Annotated in this window: 13 protein-coding genes; 7 read left to right on the forward strand and 6 right to left on the reverse strand. The window is 65.8% G+C overall.

Annotation, left to right across the window (positions count from 1 at the left end):
• Positions 1-122 precede the first annotated feature (122 nt).
• Both era and ACZ7GB_RS16005 read left to right on the forward strand, forming a co-directional pair.
• Positions 123-1,028, forward strand: a complete 906-nt coding sequence (era, locus tag ACZ7GB_RS16000; protein WP_078600868.1) for a GTPase Era — start codon at positions 123-125, stop codon at positions 1,026-1,028.
• The gene (locus ACZ7GB_RS16005; protein WP_472159482.1) at positions 1,028-1,366 is read left to right on the forward strand and encodes a DUF1491 family protein; all 339 of its coding nucleotides are present in this window, start codon (positions 1,028-1,030) and stop codon (positions 1,364-1,366) included. Before era ends, ACZ7GB_RS16005 begins: the two co-directional genes overlap by 1 nt.
• Here ACZ7GB_RS16005 and ACZ7GB_RS16010 read toward each other — a convergent pair.
• Positions 1,356-1,979 (reverse strand): Pr6Pr family membrane protein, encoded by a 624-nt coding sequence (locus ACZ7GB_RS16010; protein WP_472159483.1) that lies wholly within the window; start codon positions 1,977-1,979, stop codon positions 1,356-1,358. The two genes, ACZ7GB_RS16005 and ACZ7GB_RS16010, sit on opposite strands and share 11 nt — an antisense overlap.
• A gap of 86 nt (positions 1,980-2,065) precedes the next feature.
• Between ACZ7GB_RS16010 and recO the strand changes: the two genes are divergently transcribed.
• Complete coding sequence (recO, locus tag ACZ7GB_RS16015) at positions 2,066-2,791, forward strand: DNA repair protein RecO (protein ID WP_078549424.1); 726 nt, start codon at positions 2,066-2,068, stop codon at positions 2,789-2,791.
• Between the two features lie 178 nt (positions 2,792-2,969).
• Here the strand turns inward: recO and ACZ7GB_RS16020 are convergent, their stop codons facing one another.
• The 3 genes from ACZ7GB_RS16020 to ACZ7GB_RS16030 form a co-directional block, all read right to left on the reverse strand.
• Positions 2,970-3,473, reverse strand: a complete 504-nt coding sequence (locus ACZ7GB_RS16020) for a GNAT family N-acetyltransferase (protein WP_078521463.1) — start codon at positions 3,471-3,473, stop codon at positions 2,970-2,972.
• Positions 3,474-3,530: 57 nt separating this feature from the next.
• A complete protein-coding gene (locus ACZ7GB_RS16025; protein ID WP_472159484.1) occupies positions 3,531-4,529 on the reverse strand; it encodes an NAD-dependent epimerase/dehydratase family protein in 999 nt (332 codons plus the stop codon).
• 120 nt (positions 4,530-4,649) lie between these two features.
• Positions 4,650-6,314: an acyl-CoA dehydrogenase family protein gene (locus tag ACZ7GB_RS16030; protein ID WP_472159485.1), complete on the reverse strand. Its 1,665-nt coding sequence runs from the start codon at positions 6,312-6,314 to the stop codon at positions 4,650-4,652.
• A 209-nt stretch (positions 6,315-6,523) separates the two neighbouring features.
• On the opposite strand from ACZ7GB_RS16030, the gene ACZ7GB_RS16035 reads away from it, so the two are divergent.
• Positions 6,524-7,282 (forward strand): sulfite exporter TauE/SafE family protein, encoded by a 759-nt coding sequence (locus tag ACZ7GB_RS16035; RefSeq protein ID WP_098412161.1) that lies wholly within the window; start codon positions 6,524-6,526, stop codon positions 7,280-7,282.
• Here ACZ7GB_RS16035 and ACZ7GB_RS16040 read toward each other — a convergent pair.
• Positions 7,279-8,379, reverse strand: a complete 1,101-nt coding sequence (locus ACZ7GB_RS16040; protein ID WP_472159486.1) for a Hint domain-containing protein — start codon at positions 8,377-8,379, stop codon at positions 7,279-7,281. The genes ACZ7GB_RS16035 and ACZ7GB_RS16040 overlap by 4 nt on opposite strands.
• A 296-nt stretch (positions 8,380-8,675) precedes the next feature.
• On the opposite strand from ACZ7GB_RS16040, the gene dapE reads away from it, so the two are divergent.
• The 3 genes from dapE to rnr all read left to right on the forward strand — a co-directional run bounded on the left by dapE (position 8,676) and on the right by rnr (position 12,702).
• Positions 8,676-9,818, forward strand: coding sequence for a succinyl-diaminopimelate desuccinylase (gene dapE / locus ACZ7GB_RS16045; protein ID WP_472159488.1), 1,143 nt, complete (start codon positions 8,676-8,678; stop codon positions 9,816-9,818).
• Entirely contained in the window at positions 9,818-10,231 is a 414-nt protein-coding gene (locus ACZ7GB_RS16050) for a GNAT family N-acetyltransferase (RefSeq protein ID WP_472159569.1), read from the forward strand. Before dapE ends, ACZ7GB_RS16050 begins: the two co-directional genes overlap by 1 nt.
• Positions 10,232-10,395: 164 nt before the next feature.
• Positions 10,396-12,702 carry a ribonuclease R gene (gene rnr / locus ACZ7GB_RS16055; RefSeq protein WP_472159489.1) on the forward strand — a complete coding sequence of 769 codons (2,307 nt, stop codon included), beginning with the start codon at positions 10,396-10,398 and terminating at the stop codon, positions 12,700-12,702.
• A gap of 3 nt (positions 12,703-12,705) precedes the next feature.
• Here the strand turns inward: rnr and ACZ7GB_RS16060 are convergent, their stop codons facing one another.
• Complete coding sequence (locus tag ACZ7GB_RS16060; RefSeq protein WP_472159491.1) at positions 12,706-14,304, reverse strand: phospholipase D-like domain-containing protein; 1,599 nt, start codon at positions 14,302-14,304, stop codon at positions 12,706-12,708.
• Between the last annotated feature and the right edge of the window lie 42 nt (positions 14,305-14,346).

Consider the following 14,346-nt stretch of genomic DNA (forward strand, 5'->3'; position numbering starts at 1 on the left):
ACCCGAGGATCGGGCGCGGCCCTCGTCGCACAAGCCACATGACAAGATGACTGGCAACGCGCGCCGTTATAAGCTACCCCGCGCCCCGTATCGCTTTCGCGTATCGCCAAAAAGGAACACCCATGACCACACGCGCCGGTTTCGTCGCCCTGATCGGAGAGCCCAATGCGGGCAAATCCACGTTGCTCAACGCGATGGTGGGCGCGAAGGTCTCGATCGTCACCCATAAGGTGCAGACCACCCGCGCCCGCATCCGTGGCGTCGCGATGGAAGGCCAGAGCCAGATCGTCTTCGTCGACACGCCCGGCATCTTCCGCCCGCGCCGTCGTCTGGATCGCGCAATGGTCAACGCGGCTTGGGGCGGGGCGGCCGATGCCGACATGATCGTCCTGCTGGTCGAAGCCCATCGCGGCCTCACCCCCGGCGTCGAAAGCATCCTCGAGGCCCTGCGCGGTCGCGAAGGCACGCAGCCGGTGGCGCTTGCGATCAACAAGATCGACAAGGTGAAATCCGAGGAGCTTCTGGGCCTGACCGCGAAGCTCAACGAGGCGTACCAGTTCACCAAGACCTTCATGATCTCCGCCGAGCGCGGCTACGGCGTGCAGGATCTCAAGGAATGGCTTGCGGGTGAGATGCCCGAGGGGCCGTGGCTTTATCCCGAAGACCAGATCGCCGACCTGCCGATGCGCATGATCGCCGCCGAGATCACCCGCGAGAAGCTGACCCTGCGCCTGCACGAAGAGTTGCCCTACCAGCTGACCGTCGAGACTGAGAGCTGGGAAGAGCGCAAGGACGGCTCCGCGCGGATCGATCAGGTGATCTATGTCGCCCGCGACGGTCACAAGGGGATCATCCTCGGCAAGGGCGGCGAGACGATCAAGGCGATCTCGAAAGCCGCCCGCGAAGAACTGATCGAGTTTCTCGACCGGCCCGTGCATCTCTTCCTGCAAGTGAAGGTGCGCCCGAACTGGCTGGAAGAGGCCGAGCGCTATTCCGAGATGGGGCTCGACTTCAAGGACTCGAAGTGATGAGCGAGGGGCGTCTGACCACGGATTTCTGGGTCCGCGCCTATCTCAAGCGGCTGGAGCTGGCGAATATCCCCGCCTACGTCACCGCGCATGGGCAGGCGTCTTCGGGGGCCGTGCTGGTGAAATGCGCGCGGCTCGACGGGACCGCGCAAAGCTACGAGCGGCGTGCCGATCTGATGACCGGAGAGAGCGCGTGGATGCTGTTGCATGACGGTCCCGAGGCTGAGGTCGATGCCAGCATCCGCAAGCAACGCGGCTTCGACCCGGACCTCTGGGTGATCGAAATCGAGAGCCGCGAGGGGCGCACGATGCTTGACGAGGATGGCCTCAGCGGCTGATCCCGAGGCGGTTGAGCCCGCGCCCGAGCGTCACGATCACCAGCCCGCCGATCCAGAAGGCCACGAGGAACTTCACGCACCACAGGCCCAGCCCGCCCCATCCGAGCTTGTCGAGGTTGAGGAAAAAGTACGGGTAGAACCCGGTCTCCAGCCCCCGGATCACCGCATAGACGAGATAGACCAGCGGCCAGGTCAGCCAGATCACGGCGTGATGGCTCGTCAGCCCGCCTTTCGGAGCGAAGGCCAGCCACCAGACCGGCACGAGGATCGGGGCGGCGGTGTGGTAGAGCAGGTTCGAGACGTAATCGAGCCCGTGCAGCGGCGCGTCGCCGGCCAGCAGCAGGTGGTAGACCACGCCGACGATCAGGATCCACAGCACCAGCGCCGCGAGGAACGGCTTCGCCAGTGCCCGCTTGCGCCACACCATCCAGCCGAAGGCGAGGCCCACGAGCGTATTCGTCCAGATCGTGAAGTAGCGAAACATCAGCCACAGGATGCCCAGCGGCACGGCGGCATGGGGGTGTTCAGCCATGTTGTTGACGAAGCTCGCGCCGAACGCCGCCAACTCGACGAGGGCGATCAGGGCGGCGAAAAGGATCGAGGCGCGTTTCATGGGTGTGAAGCTAGTGCGGCGCGCGACGTCTGCGCAATTCACGAAGCCGCTTGCGCCGCAACGTCACGGAAAGGATAGTCCCTCGCATGGACTGGCAAGACCTCGGCACGATCCTCTCGGCACGACCGCATGGCGAAAGCTCGATGATCGTCGAGCTGTTCACCTCGGCGCATGGGCGACATGCGGGCGTCGTGCGCGGTGGGGCGTCGCGCAAGATGACGGGGATCTTGCAGCCGGGAAACCGGGTCACGGCGACGTGGCGCGCGCGACTCGAAGATCACCTCGGCAGCTACACGATCGAGCCTTTGCAGAGCCGCGCGGTGATCCTGTCGGACCGGCAGGCGCTGGCCGGGCTGAACGCGGCGACGGCGCTTCTGCGGTTCACGCTGCCCGAACGTGAGGCGCATGACGCGTTATTCATGGCCTCCGAGGCGCTGTTCGATGCGATGGCCGAGGGCGGCGACTGGGTGCCGACCTATCTGCGCTGGGAGTTGGGACTACTGGAAGAGATGGGCTACGGGCTCGACCTGTCGCGCTGCGCGGTGACCGGGTCGCGCGACGATCTGGCCTATGTCAGCCCGCGCTCGGGGCGTGCGGTGAGCCGGCAAGGGGCCGGGGAATGGGCGCCCAGACTTCTGCCGCTGCCGCTCTGTCTGTTGGGGCAGGGGCCTGCGAGTCTTGGCGAGATCGTGCAGGGGCTGCGGCTGACCGGGTTTTTCCTTGGCGAGCGGATGGCGCCCGATCTGGGGGATCGGCCCTTGCCGGAGGCGCGGCAGCGGTTCGTGGATTTGCTGGGGCGAAGTGCGCGGTAGCTCATAAAGCCAGGCGCGGGGCGACCAGCCCCGGGCCGCGCCCGACCCTCCCCCCGGGAGGGCGCATTGGCGACGTCATCGCGGGCACGTGAGGCATGCGGGCTTGCAAGATAAAGCGCCAAGCCACAGGCGGAGCACAGCGCCCACCCAAGGGTCCGGCGCGTCCCTCAGCTCAAGCTCAAGGCCGCTCGCGATCGTCCAGCAGCAGCGTCAGCAGCGCCAGATCCAGCCAGCGCCCGAACTTCTTGCCGACCTGGGGCATCAAGCCCACCTGCGTGAAGCCAAGCCGCTCATGCAGCCGGATCGAGCCCTCATTCGCGGCGTCGATCGCGCCGACCATGACATGAAACCCGCCTTCCTTGGCACGCGCGATCAGCGCTTCCATCAGCTTCGCGCCCTTGCCGCCCGCGCGGTGGTCGCGGTGGACATAGACGGAATGCTCGACGCTCAGGTGATAGCCGTCATGGGGGCGGAACGGGCCGAAGCTCGCATAGCCCACGGCGCGCCCGTCTTCCTCCCAGACCAGCACCGGATAGCCTGCCGCCTGCCGATCCGCGATATAGGCGCGGCGGTTCTCGGGGCCGACCTCGATCTCGTTCCAGATCGCGGTCGTGTTGCGCACCGCGTCGTTGTAAATCTCGGTAATCGCCTCTGCGTCTTGCGGTCTTGCGTCGCGGATCATCTGCGCCCCTCCAGTCTGTCGCGCCAGATTTGGCTGCGAAACCGGGCGAGCGCAACGCTATTTCTGCACGATGAAATGTCCGGTGCGGCGCACGGCCTCGGCGGCGGACACGAACTCCACCCCAAGATCGCGGGTCGCGGCCTCGTGGCTAAGCCGCATCTTCATCCCGAGCATCGGCTTGATCAGCGCGATCTGCTCATCGAACAGCGCGAGGATCGAGACGATCCAGTTCGGCGCTTTCCGCGTCGGGATCTTGCGCTCGGGGAACTCGGCCTTCAGCACGCGCGCCATCTCGAGGAAGGACATGAAGCTTTCCGCACAGATGTAGCGGCGACCGATGCTCTCGGTCCGGTCGAGCGCCGCGACGTGACAGGCGGACACATCGGCCACATCGACCACCGGAATATCGAACTCCGGCGCCATCGGGTCCTTGCCCGCCATCAGCCGCTCGATCACCGCGACGGACGATCCGGTGTGACGATCCATCGGCGTGCCGCAGACGAGGCCGGGATTGATCACGGTCAGACGCATCTCGTGATGATCCTCGATGAATTCCCACGCGGCTTCCTCGGCGAAAATCTTGGAGCGCGTATAGGGGCTGCAGGTCGGCGCGCGCGGGTTCGACCAGTCGCGCTCGGTCATTGGGTTGGAAGTCACGCCATGCATCACCGCTTCCATCGAGGAGGTCTGGATCACGCGGGTCACACCGGCGGCCTGTGCCGCAGCCAGCACCCGCTTGGTGCCCTCGACCGCAGGCTGGATTACCTCGGCCTCGTTCTTCGGCTTGCTGAGCGGGAAGGGGGAGGCGGTGTGGATCACGGCATCGACCCCCGCCATCGCCGTATCCCAGCCCTTGTCCGCCATCAGATCGGCCTCGACGAAGCTCAGCCGTTCCAGCGCTTCGGGGCCAAGGTCGCTCAAGGCGGTTTTTACCTCCTCGCCGCGGCTGGCCTTGCGCAGCGTGCCGCGCACGATCTCGCCCTGCGCCAGAAGGTCATAGGCAATGCGTTTGGCGATGAAGCCGGTGATGCCTGTGACCAGAATTGTGCGAGCCATGCGCCCTCCATTGTGCTGAACCTCGTCGTTCAGCTTGCGGGGGCGTAGCACGGGTGTCAAATCAGAACGGGGCGATGCGAGGTTCGCCCGCATCGCCCCGTTGAATAGAGTTTCGCTGGCTCAGCCGAGGAGACGCCTCGCGATCACCTGCGCCTGAATCTCGGCGGCGCCCTCGAAGATGTTGAGGATGCGCGCGTCGCACAGGATGCGGCTGATCTGGTATTCCAGCGCGAAACCGTTGCCGCCATGGATCTGCAGCGCGTTGTCGGCAGCGGCCCACGCCACCCGCGCACCCAGCAGTTTCGCCATACCGGCTTCCAGATCGCAGCGATGGCCGTGATCCTTTTCCCAGGCCGAGAAATAGGTCAGCTGGCGGGCGATCATCGTCTCCACCGCCATCATCGCGAGCTTCGACGACACGCGCGGGAACTCGATCAGAGACTTGCCGAATTGCTTGCGGTCGATCGCGTATTGCATCCCGATCTCCAGCGCCGATTGCGCGACGCCCACGGCGCGGGCGGCGGTCTGGATGCGGGCGGATTCAAACGTCTCCATGAGCTGCTTGAAGCCCTTGCCCTCTTCGCCGCCCAGAAGGTTCTCGCCCTTCACGCGGAAATTGTCGAAGCCGAGCTCGTATTCCTTCATGCCGCGATAGCCGAGCACTTCGATCTCGCCGCCGGTCATGCCCTCGGTGGGGAAGGGGTTGTCATCGGTGCCCGGCGTCTTTTCCGCCAGGAACATCGACAGCCCCTTGTAGTTGTCGGTCGCGGGATCGGTGCGCGCGAGCAGCGTCATCACATGGGTGCGCTGCGCATGGGTGATCCACGTCTTGTTGCCGGTGATCAACCAGTCGTCGCCATCCTTGACCGCGCGGGTGCGAAGCGAGCCCAGATCCGAGCCGGTATTCGGCTCGGTGAACACGGCGGTCGACAGGATTTCGCCCGACGACAGGCCCGGAAGCCATTTCTGCTTCTGCTCTTCGGTGCCGCCGCAGATGATCAGCTCGGCCGCGATCTCGGACCGGGTGCCGAGCGAGCCCACGCCGATGTAGCCGCGCGAAAGCTCCTCGGTCACGACGACCATAGAGGCTTTCGACAGGCCGAGCCCGCCATATTCTTCCGGAATGGTCAGCCCGAAGACGCCCAGTTCGGCCAGTTCCTCGATGATCTCCATCGGGATCAGCTCGTCCTTGAGGTGCCATTCATGCGCATTCGGCTTCACGCGGTCCTCGGCATAGCGGTAGAACTGCTCGCGGATCATCTCGAGGTCTTCATCGAGACCCGACTGCCCGAAGATCGAGCGGCCCTGAACGTCGCGCATCAGCTCGACCAGACGCATCCGGGCGGCGTTGGAATTGCCCTCGGCGATCAGTTTCGCGGCGGCCTCGGACGGGGTCCAGCTGACGCCCATATCGGCCAGGCGCACCATCTCGCCCTGGTTCATCTGGATGCCGCCCGCGATCTGCGCGAGATATTCGCCGAAACCGATCTGCACGATCAGCTTCTCCATCTCGCCCAGTTTGCCTTCCTCGGCCAGACGTGCGGCCCAGCCGTGCAGTTGCTTGAGCGACTGCTGATAGGTGGTCAGCCAGGCAAGACCGTGGGCGCGATATTGGTTCGTCTCGAGAGCGGCGCCGGAAATGCGGCCGTCTTTCTCGGTCGCGGCGCGCAGGCTCGCGGTCGCGTCGGAGACCAGCGTCTCCAATTCGGGCAGGCTCGCCTCCGCAAGGCCCATCAGGTCGTCCAGAATGATCGTCGTCGGCATATCGGCCCCGTCATGTGCCATGAGTCGGCTCCTTATTCTGCAGTTGCAGCCTGTCTAGTTACTTCGCAACCGCAGCGCAATAAAAATTCGCCAGTAGCGACAATTGCGACGGATAATGTCGCGGAGGTTGTCGGCGTGGTCGGGTATGCGCCTGATTTCACGTCGCTTCACGGCTGTATCCCGCGGCGTAACCCGGTAGAAGCGACGCGGGACAGGAAAGGGGAACGCGCATGTTCGGGATGGAAGTTTGGCAAATATTCGCGGCGCTTGGCGTCACGCTTTTCGCAGGTTTCGTGAAAGGCGCGGTCGGTTTCGCGATGCCGATGATCATGCTCTCGAGCTTCGCGTCCTTCCTGCCGCCGCATCAGGCGCTGGCGCTTCTGATCCTGCCGACGCTGGTGACCAACGTGATGCAGGCCTTCCGTCAGGGGGTCGGCGCGGCGGTGGGTTCGATCAAGAATTACCGGCTGTTCATCGCGATGATCATCGTCTTCATCCCGATCAGCGCGACCCTCGTCGACGTGATCCCGCAGCCGGTGATGTACGCGCTTTTGGGCGGGCCGATCGTCGCCTTCTCGATCTGGCAGATCTCGGGCCGGCAGATCCCGATGCCCACGCGCCACCGTGCGGTGACCGAGACGGGGCTGGGCATCGTCGCGGGGCTCTATGGCGGGATTTCCGGGATCTGGGGACCGCCGCTGATCATCTACCTGATCTCGATCGACGCGCCGAAACAGGAGGCCGTGCGCATCCTTGGCGTCGTCTTCCTCACCGGGGCGATCATCCTCACCGGCTCGCATCTGGTCTCGGGCGTGCTGAACGCGCAGACGATCCCGCTGTCGCTTCTGATGATCCTGCCCGCGCTGGCGGGGATGAAGCTGGGCTTCAAGGCACAGGACCGGCTCGACCCGGTGCGGTTCCGGTGGTGGACGCTGATCCTGCTGGGCGTGGCGGGGCTGAACCTGCTGCGCCGTGCGCTGATGGGTTAAGCCACGAAGGGACGCAGCCCCTGACGGCGGGCGGAGGCCAGCGTCTTCGCCTCGTAACCCGAGACGATCTTGCGCACCGGCTTGCGATGGAGCGGCACCCCGCCTTCGCGCACCAGCCCCGCAAAGGCCGTGGTCGCCGCCAGAAGCGGTTGCCGGGCGAGCCGCCCGATATGCAGGCTCTCCAGCTTGCAGCCATCCGCGATCAGCAGGTGATGGCCGCCCAGGAGCAGCCCGTGCCATTCGAGCACGCCGGGGCAATCGGGTTGCAGCGCGGCGCAGCCATCGGCGAGCGAGCGCGCCTCGATCAGCACCTCGTCCTCGCCGAAGATGAAATCCACCGACGGCCCGCTCAGCGCCACGCGGTGCTGCGGCATGACCCACAGATCCTGCCGCGCCGAGAAGACCGGTGCACAGAGCTTCACCGGGCGTAGGTGCCCGATCGCAGGCAGGCTGATCCGCCCCGACCAGAGCACCGGCTGCGGCCCGGCATCGACGGTCTCGACCAGATCGCCTGCGTGCAGCCGCGCCGCCGGCACCACGCCCTCCGGCGTCTGGATCGGCGTCGCGGGGGCGAAACAGCCCGCAGGTCCCATCGGTTGCAGATGATCGCCAAGCGCCAGCCAATCGACGCGCGGCCCGATCCGCGCGGGCCCCGCCGGATCGAGCAGGGCCGCGGCCTCGTCGCGGGTCAGCGGCAGCGGCGCGACCCCTGCCTGCTGCCGGATCGTGCGCTGGTCGAGCGCCTCCAGCGTCAGCAGGCTCTCGCGCCCCGGCCCGTCCCAGCGCCATGTGAGCCGCATCCGTCCGCCGGTCAGCCTCTCCTGCGTGGCGTCGATCGAGATCGCATGGACCGCCGAGCCGCGCCGCTGCGCCAGCACGATGCGCCCGTCGACATCGAGATTGAGCGAGAGGAAATTCCGCCAGCCTTCGCGCTGATGCAGATGGATCAGCGGCAGGGGCGATTGCTCGCCGCGCATCAGGGTGAATTCGAGCATCAGGCTGCCGCGTGCGAGCAGCTCCGGCAGTCTACGCTCGTCAAACCTGACCGCGCCGCGATGTGCGATCTGCGCACCGATCCAGCCCTGTTGCGCCCTCATCCGCGACGCTCCGAATGCTGCCTTGATCCCATGCCTGTCTCCGCGCCCGGGGAAACCGACACGAAAAACGCACGCCGCCTGAATGGGCCGCGCGTGGGTCTGTTGCGTCTGACTCCGGGCTTTGCCCTGCTCGATATGCCCGATTCCGGGCTTTTGCTTTTGACATATCATGGCACCGAGACCTGCCTTTGGGTAGCCCCTGTCTCTGCGTCACATGCGCCCGGTGTCGAGCCTGCAACAGCCATTGCCCCGAGGGCTTCGGCGCTCTAAGCCTGTAGCGCTGAAAAGGAGTGCCCATGACGACCGATCCCATCCGCCTGAGCGCCGATCTGATCCGCTGCCCCTCGGTGACCCCGGAGGAGGGCGGCGCGCTTGTGTTGCTGGAAGGCTTGCTGAGCGGGGCGGGTTTCACCTGCACGCGCGTCGATCGCAACGGCACGCCGAACCTCTACGCGCGCTGGGGCGCGAAGGGGGCGGCGAAAAGCTTCGGCTTCAACGGGCACACGGATGTCGTGCCGGTGGGCGATGCGAGCGCCTGGACGCATGACCCGTTCGGCGCCGAGATCGTCGACGGCGTGATGTGGGGGCGCGGCGCGACCGACATGAAGACCGCCGTGGCGGCCTTTGCCGCGGCAGCGGTGGATTTCGTGACCGAGACGCCGCCCGACGGGGCGGTGATCCTCGCCATCACCGGCGACGAGGAAGGGCCGGGCCGCGACGGCACGCGGGCGCTTCTGGATTGGATGAAGGCCGAGGGCGAGGCGATGTCGGTCTGCCTCGTGGGCGAGCCGACCTGCCCCAATGAGATGGGCGAGATGATGAAGATCGGGCGGCGTGGCTCGCTCAGCTTCTATATCGAGGCCGAGGGCGTGCAGGGCCATGCCGCCTATCCGCATCGCGCGAAGAACCCGCTGCATGCGTTGGTCGATCTGCTGGGCCGGATGACCGCAGAGCCGCTCGATCACGGCACCGATCATTTCCAGCCGTCGAGCCTGCAGATCACCACCATCGATTGCGGTAACCCTGCCAATAACGTGATCCCGGCCAAGGCGCGCGCGACCGTGAATATCCGCTTCAACGACGCCCATACCGGCGAGGGGCTGATCGCCTGGGCCGAGGCGATGGCCTCCGAGATCGCCGCCGAGACCGGCATCCGTATCGCGCTCAACCCCGATATCTCGGGCGAAAGCTTCGTCACCCCGCCCGGTCCCTTCGTCGATCTCGTCGCGAAATCGGTCGAGGCGGAAACGGGCCGCGCGCCGGAGCTGTCCACCTCGGGCGGCACCTCGGATGCGCGCTTCGTGAAGGATCATTGCCCGGTCGTGGAATTCGGCCTCGTCGGCGCGACGATGCATCAGGTCGACGAGCGCGTGCCCCTCGATCAGATCGAAGCGCTCACGCGCGTCTATGCCCGCATATTGAGAGACTATTTCGCATGATCAAGATCGAGCCGGTCACCGATTACACGCCCTGCCACGCGCTGCGCCGCGCCGTGTTTATCGAAGAACAGGGCATCCCGGAGCCCGAGGAATGGGACGATCTCGACGATCAGGCGGTCCATCTTCTGGCCAGCGATGACGGCACGCCGCTCGGCACCGCGCGGCTGATCCGCAAGGGTGAGACCGGCAAGATCGGTCGCATCTGCGTGGCGAAATCCGCGCGTGGCACCGGGCTTGGCGCGGCGCTGGTGCGCGACGCCTGCGAACGGTTCGAGGAGATGGGCTGCACCCGTGCCTATCTCTCGGCCCAGAGCTACGCGATCCCGTTCTACGAAAAGCTCGGCTTCGTGCCCTATGGCGCGGATTACGACGACGCGGGCATTCCGCATCGCGATATGGAAAAGCCGCTCTGAGCTTCCTCTTGGCGAAAATATCCCGGGGGGTGAGCCGGGGTCAGCGGCCTTCCGGTGGAAGGACGCCCCGGCGAACGCCCGAAGCGCAAGCGCAGGGCTCGACACCACTCATCCGTGCCACACTCTTTGAGTGACGCCCCTCACGCCCCATGTTAGGCAAACCCATGAGCAAACCCGCCCCCATCCCCTCGCGCCAGCAAATCCTCGACTGGCTGAACGACAACCCCGACCAAGGGGCCAAGCGCGACATTGCGCGGGCCTTCGGCGTGAAGGGGCAGGCGAAGATCGAGCTGAAGCGCATCCTCAAGGACATGGCCGATGAAGGCCTGATCGAGAAGCGCCGCCGCAACTTCCGCGACCCGAACGTGCTGCCGCCGGTGTCGGTGCTTCGCGTGATGCGCGAGGATAGTCAGGGCGACCAATGGGCCGAGCCTGCGGAATGGAATGGCGAGGGGCCTGCGCCTTTGGTCCTCTTCGTTCCGAAGGACGGCGATCCCACGCTGGCCGAGGGCGACCGTATCCTCGGCCGCCTGACCCCGGTCGAGGATGAGGATTACGGCTACGAGGCGCGGCTGATCCGCAAGATCGGGCAGGCCTCGCATCGCATCGTCGGTATCTTCCGCAAGAATGCCGAGGGCGGGCGGATCATGCCGATCGACAAGGGTGTCGGCAACGAATGGCAAGTGCCGGCGGCGGTGACCCAAGGCGCCAAGGATGGCGAGCTGGTCGAGGCCGAACAGACCGGGCCGCGCGGCCGCATGGGCCTGCCCAAGGCGCGCGTGATCGAGGTGCTGGGCGATCCGTCCGCGCCGAAAGCCGTGTCGCTGATCGCGATCCATCAGCATGGCATCCCCGACGATTTCCCCGATGCGGTCGTGGCCGAGGCCGATGCCGCCAAGCCCGCGCCCTTGGGAGATCGTGAAGACCTGCGCAAGCTGTCTTTCGTCACGATCGACCCGGCGGATGCGCGCGACCGCGACGATGCGGTGCTGGTGATCCGCGACGACGATCCGAAAAACGACGGCGGCTTCCTGATCTGGGTCGCGATTGCCGACGTGGCGCATTACGTCACGCCGGGCTCCGAGCTGGACCGCGAGGCGCGCAAGCGCGGCAACTCCACCTATTTCCCCGACCGCGTCGTGCCGATGCTGCCCGATAGCCTCTCGGGCGATCTGTGCTCTCTGCATGAGAACGTGGACCGTGCGGTGCTGGCGGTGCGGATGAAGATCGACGCGCAGGGTCGGAAGGTCTCGCATCGCTTCACGCGCGGGATGATCCGTTCGGTCGGCTCGCTCGAATACGGGCAGGTGCAATCGGCGCGCGACGGCAATCCGGACGAGAAGACCGAGGATATGGTCGAGGAGATCATCGACCCGATCTACGAGGCTTACGAGGCGCTCAAACATGCCCGCGCGATCCGTCAGCCGCTGGAGCTGGACCTGCCCGAGCGGCAGATCGTGATCGGGGACGACGGGCATGTCGCCTCGATCCGGTTCAAGGAGCGGCTCGACGCGCATAAGCTGATCGAGGAGTTCATGGTGCTGGCCAATGTGGCCGCCGCCGAGGAACTGGAGAAGCTGCGCCGTCCGCTGCTGTATCGTGTTCACGAAGAACCCAGCCTCGACAAGATCGAGAGCTTGCGCGAAGTGGCGCAGGCGTCGGGCTTCACGCTGGCGAAGGGGCAGGTGCTGCAGACCGCGCATCTGAACAACCTGCTCAGCCAGTCCGAGGGCTCGGAGTTCGACGAGCTGATCAATATCTCGACGCTGCGCTCGATGACGCAGGCCTATTACGCGCCGACGAATTACGGGCATTTCGGCCTCGCGCTGCGCTCCTACGCGCATTTCACCTCGCCGATTCGGCGCTATTCCGACCTGATCGTGCACCGCGCGCTGATCCTCGGCCATGGCTGGGGCAAGGACGGGCTGAGCGCGTGGGATATCGAGAACCTCGAGGACACGGCGAAGCAGATTTCCGATACCGAGCGCCGCTCGATGGTGGCCGAGCGCGACACGACCGACCGCTATCTGGCCGCCTACCTGTCAGACCGCGTGGGCAGCGAATTCACGGGCCGCATCTCGGGCGTGCAGAAATTCGGCGCCTTCGTGAAGCTCGACGAGACCGGCGCGGACGGGCTGATCCCGATCCGTGAGATCGGGCGCGAATTCTTCCATTTCGACCGCGAGGCGCAGGAGCTGGTGGGCTCGGATACCGGGATGGTCATCACCATCGGGCAGCGCGTCCGGGTGCGGCTGTCCGAGGCCGTGCCGATCACCGGCGGGCTGATGCTGGAGCTGCTGGAAGTCGAAGGGCAGGGGATGCCCTCGGGCGACGGCAAGCGCCGCAAGGGCCGCCGCCCCGGCACGCGTCCGCCGCGCAAAGGCCCCGGAAAGGGGCCGCGCAAACCGGCCCGCGACGCCGCCAAGAAGAAGGCGGTCGCGCGCAAGGTGAAACGCACGCGCAAGAGCTGAGGCTTACAGCATCCACTCGATCGGCAGGCGCTGCGCGACCCACAGGAAGATGCGGTGCGAGAAGGGCACGCCTGGCTCGCGCTTGCGCACGCCATGTCCGGGGCGCGACCAGCGCAATTGCTGCGCGCGGGTGAGGCGCAGCCGCCATGCGCGGGCGGGGATGAATTCCTTGAAGGTCTCGGAGATTTCCGTCGCGATCTCGGGCGCGTCGATCACGATGCCCAGCTCTGTATTGAGCCGCATCGAGCGTGGATCGAAGTTGAACGAGCCGATGAAGACGCGCGCGCGATCCACCGCGAAGACCTTCGCGTGAAGCTTGTTGCGCGAGAAGGGCGAGGTGCCGCGAATGTCGGAGCCCAGCAGCCGCTCGCGCCGGTTGCGCTCGCTCGGGCGGCGGTCTTCGGCATCTGCGGCGTATTCGTAAAGCTCGATCCCGGCGCGCAACAGGCCCTTGCGGCGATGCGCATAGCCGGAATGGACCAGTGCTACATCGGTCGCGGCATAGGAATTCGTCAGCACCTTGATGGTCGCGCCGGACTTGGCGATCCGCTTGAGGTAACGCACCCCCGTCCGCGTCGGTACGAGGTAGGGCGTCACCAGCACCAGTTCTTCCAGCGGTTGCCCCAAGGCGCGCACCAGATATTGCCAGAGCAGTTTGCGCCCCTGCAAAAGCCCGTGGATTTTCGACGGGTGGTCGTAGATCAACTGCGCCTCGGCGAAGATCACCCGCGCCTTGCCCGACAGCAGCCGCGACAGCCGGTCGGGATGCTGAAGGTCGTCGGCATAGCGCTTCGCCTCGGGTTCCGAGAGGCGGACCTCTTCGGTCTTGATGATGGTCTCGGCCTCTTTCGCCTCGCAGCCGCCCAACATCTTTTCCGCCGGGATCGCGGGGGGCGCGTTCCAGTAGAGGTCGAATTGCTTGCCGATCTGCGTCAGAACCGGACCCGCGACTGCGACGTCGAGATCCATGTAGAGCCCGCTCTCGGAGAGGCTGTTGAAATAGTCGTCGCCGATATTGCGCCCGCCGAGGATCGCCATCCGCCCATCCGCGATCATCGCCTTGTTGTGCATCCGGCGGTTCAGGCGGCGGAAATCGGACAGGTAGCCGAGGAAGCGCGCGGTCCGGATCGGGAAGGGGTTGAACAGGCGCACGTCGACATTGGGCAACTGGTCGAGCGCGGCCAGCGTGCGGTCCATCCCCGCCGTGCCGTTATCGTCGATCAGCAGACGGATATGGACCCCGCGTTTGGCGGCCTTGCGCAGCGCGCCGAGCATGATCGCGCCCGCGGTGTCGTTCTGCCAGATGTAGTATTGCAGATCGAGCGAGACCTCCGCCGCGTCGATCAGTTCGAGCCGCGCCGCCAGCGCGTCGAGCGGATCGGCGAGCAGCTGGACCGCGCTCTTTGTCTCAATTCCCGCGAGCCGGTCCTGAAGCGCGGACGCGAAGCGCCCGGTTTCGGGGGCGAGTTGCATATGGGACTCGGGGAACGGGCCTTTCGGGCGCCGATGCGACAGCCGGGCGACGATCAGCGTCACACCGGCCAGCGCGATGAGGCCGGCGATCAGGGCGAAGCCCAGAATATGAAGCAGTTCCAGTTTCATGGCTGGCATCATGTAGGCGGTTCAAGGGTTTAGGAAAGTGGG

Source organism: Thioclava sp. PTB-PU3-1, assembly GCF_055666785.1.

Bases quoted from the DNA above. Each gene is read 5' to 3' on its own strand.
- recO (WP_078549424.1), top strand. From the start codon at position 2,066: ATGGACTGGCAAGACCTCGGCACGATCCTCTCGGCACGACCGCATGGC.
- ACZ7GB_RS16020 (WP_078521463.1), bottom strand. From the start codon at position 3,473: ATGATCCGCGACGCAAGACCGCAAGACGCAGAGGCGATTACCGAGATT.
- ACZ7GB_RS16040 (WP_472159486.1), bottom strand. From the start codon at position 8,379: ATGAGGGCGCAACAGGGCTGGATCGGTGCGCAGATCGCACATCGCGGC.
- ACZ7GB_RS16025 (WP_472159484.1), bottom strand. From the start codon at position 4,529: ATGGCTCGCACAATTCTGGTCACAGGCATCACCGGCTTCATCGCCAAA.
- ACZ7GB_RS16005 (WP_472159482.1), top strand. From the start codon at position 1,028: ATGAGCGAGGGGCGTCTGACCACGGATTTCTGGGTCCGCGCCTATCTC.
- ACZ7GB_RS16030 (WP_472159485.1), bottom strand. From the start codon at position 6,314: ATGGCACATGACGGGGCCGATATGCCGACGACGATCATTCTGGACGAC.
- era (WP_078600868.1), top strand. From the start codon at position 123: ATGACCACACGCGCCGGTTTCGTCGCCCTGATCGGAGAGCCCAATGCG.
- ACZ7GB_RS16010 (WP_472159483.1), bottom strand. From the start codon at position 1,979: ATGAAACGCGCCTCGATCCTTTTCGCCGCCCTGATCGCCCTCGTCGAG.
- ACZ7GB_RS16060 (WP_472159491.1), bottom strand. From the start codon at position 14,304: ATGAAACTGGAACTGCTTCATATTCTGGGCTTCGCCCTGATCGCCGGC.
- ACZ7GB_RS16035 (WP_098412161.1), top strand. From the start codon at position 6,524: ATGTTCGGGATGGAAGTTTGGCAAATATTCGCGGCGCTTGGCGTCACG.
- dapE (WP_472159488.1), top strand. From the start codon at position 8,676: ATGACGACCGATCCCATCCGCCTGAGCGCCGATCTGATCCGCTGCCCC.
- rnr (WP_472159489.1), top strand. From the start codon at position 10,396: ATGAGCAAACCCGCCCCCATCCCCTCGCGCCAGCAAATCCTCGACTGG.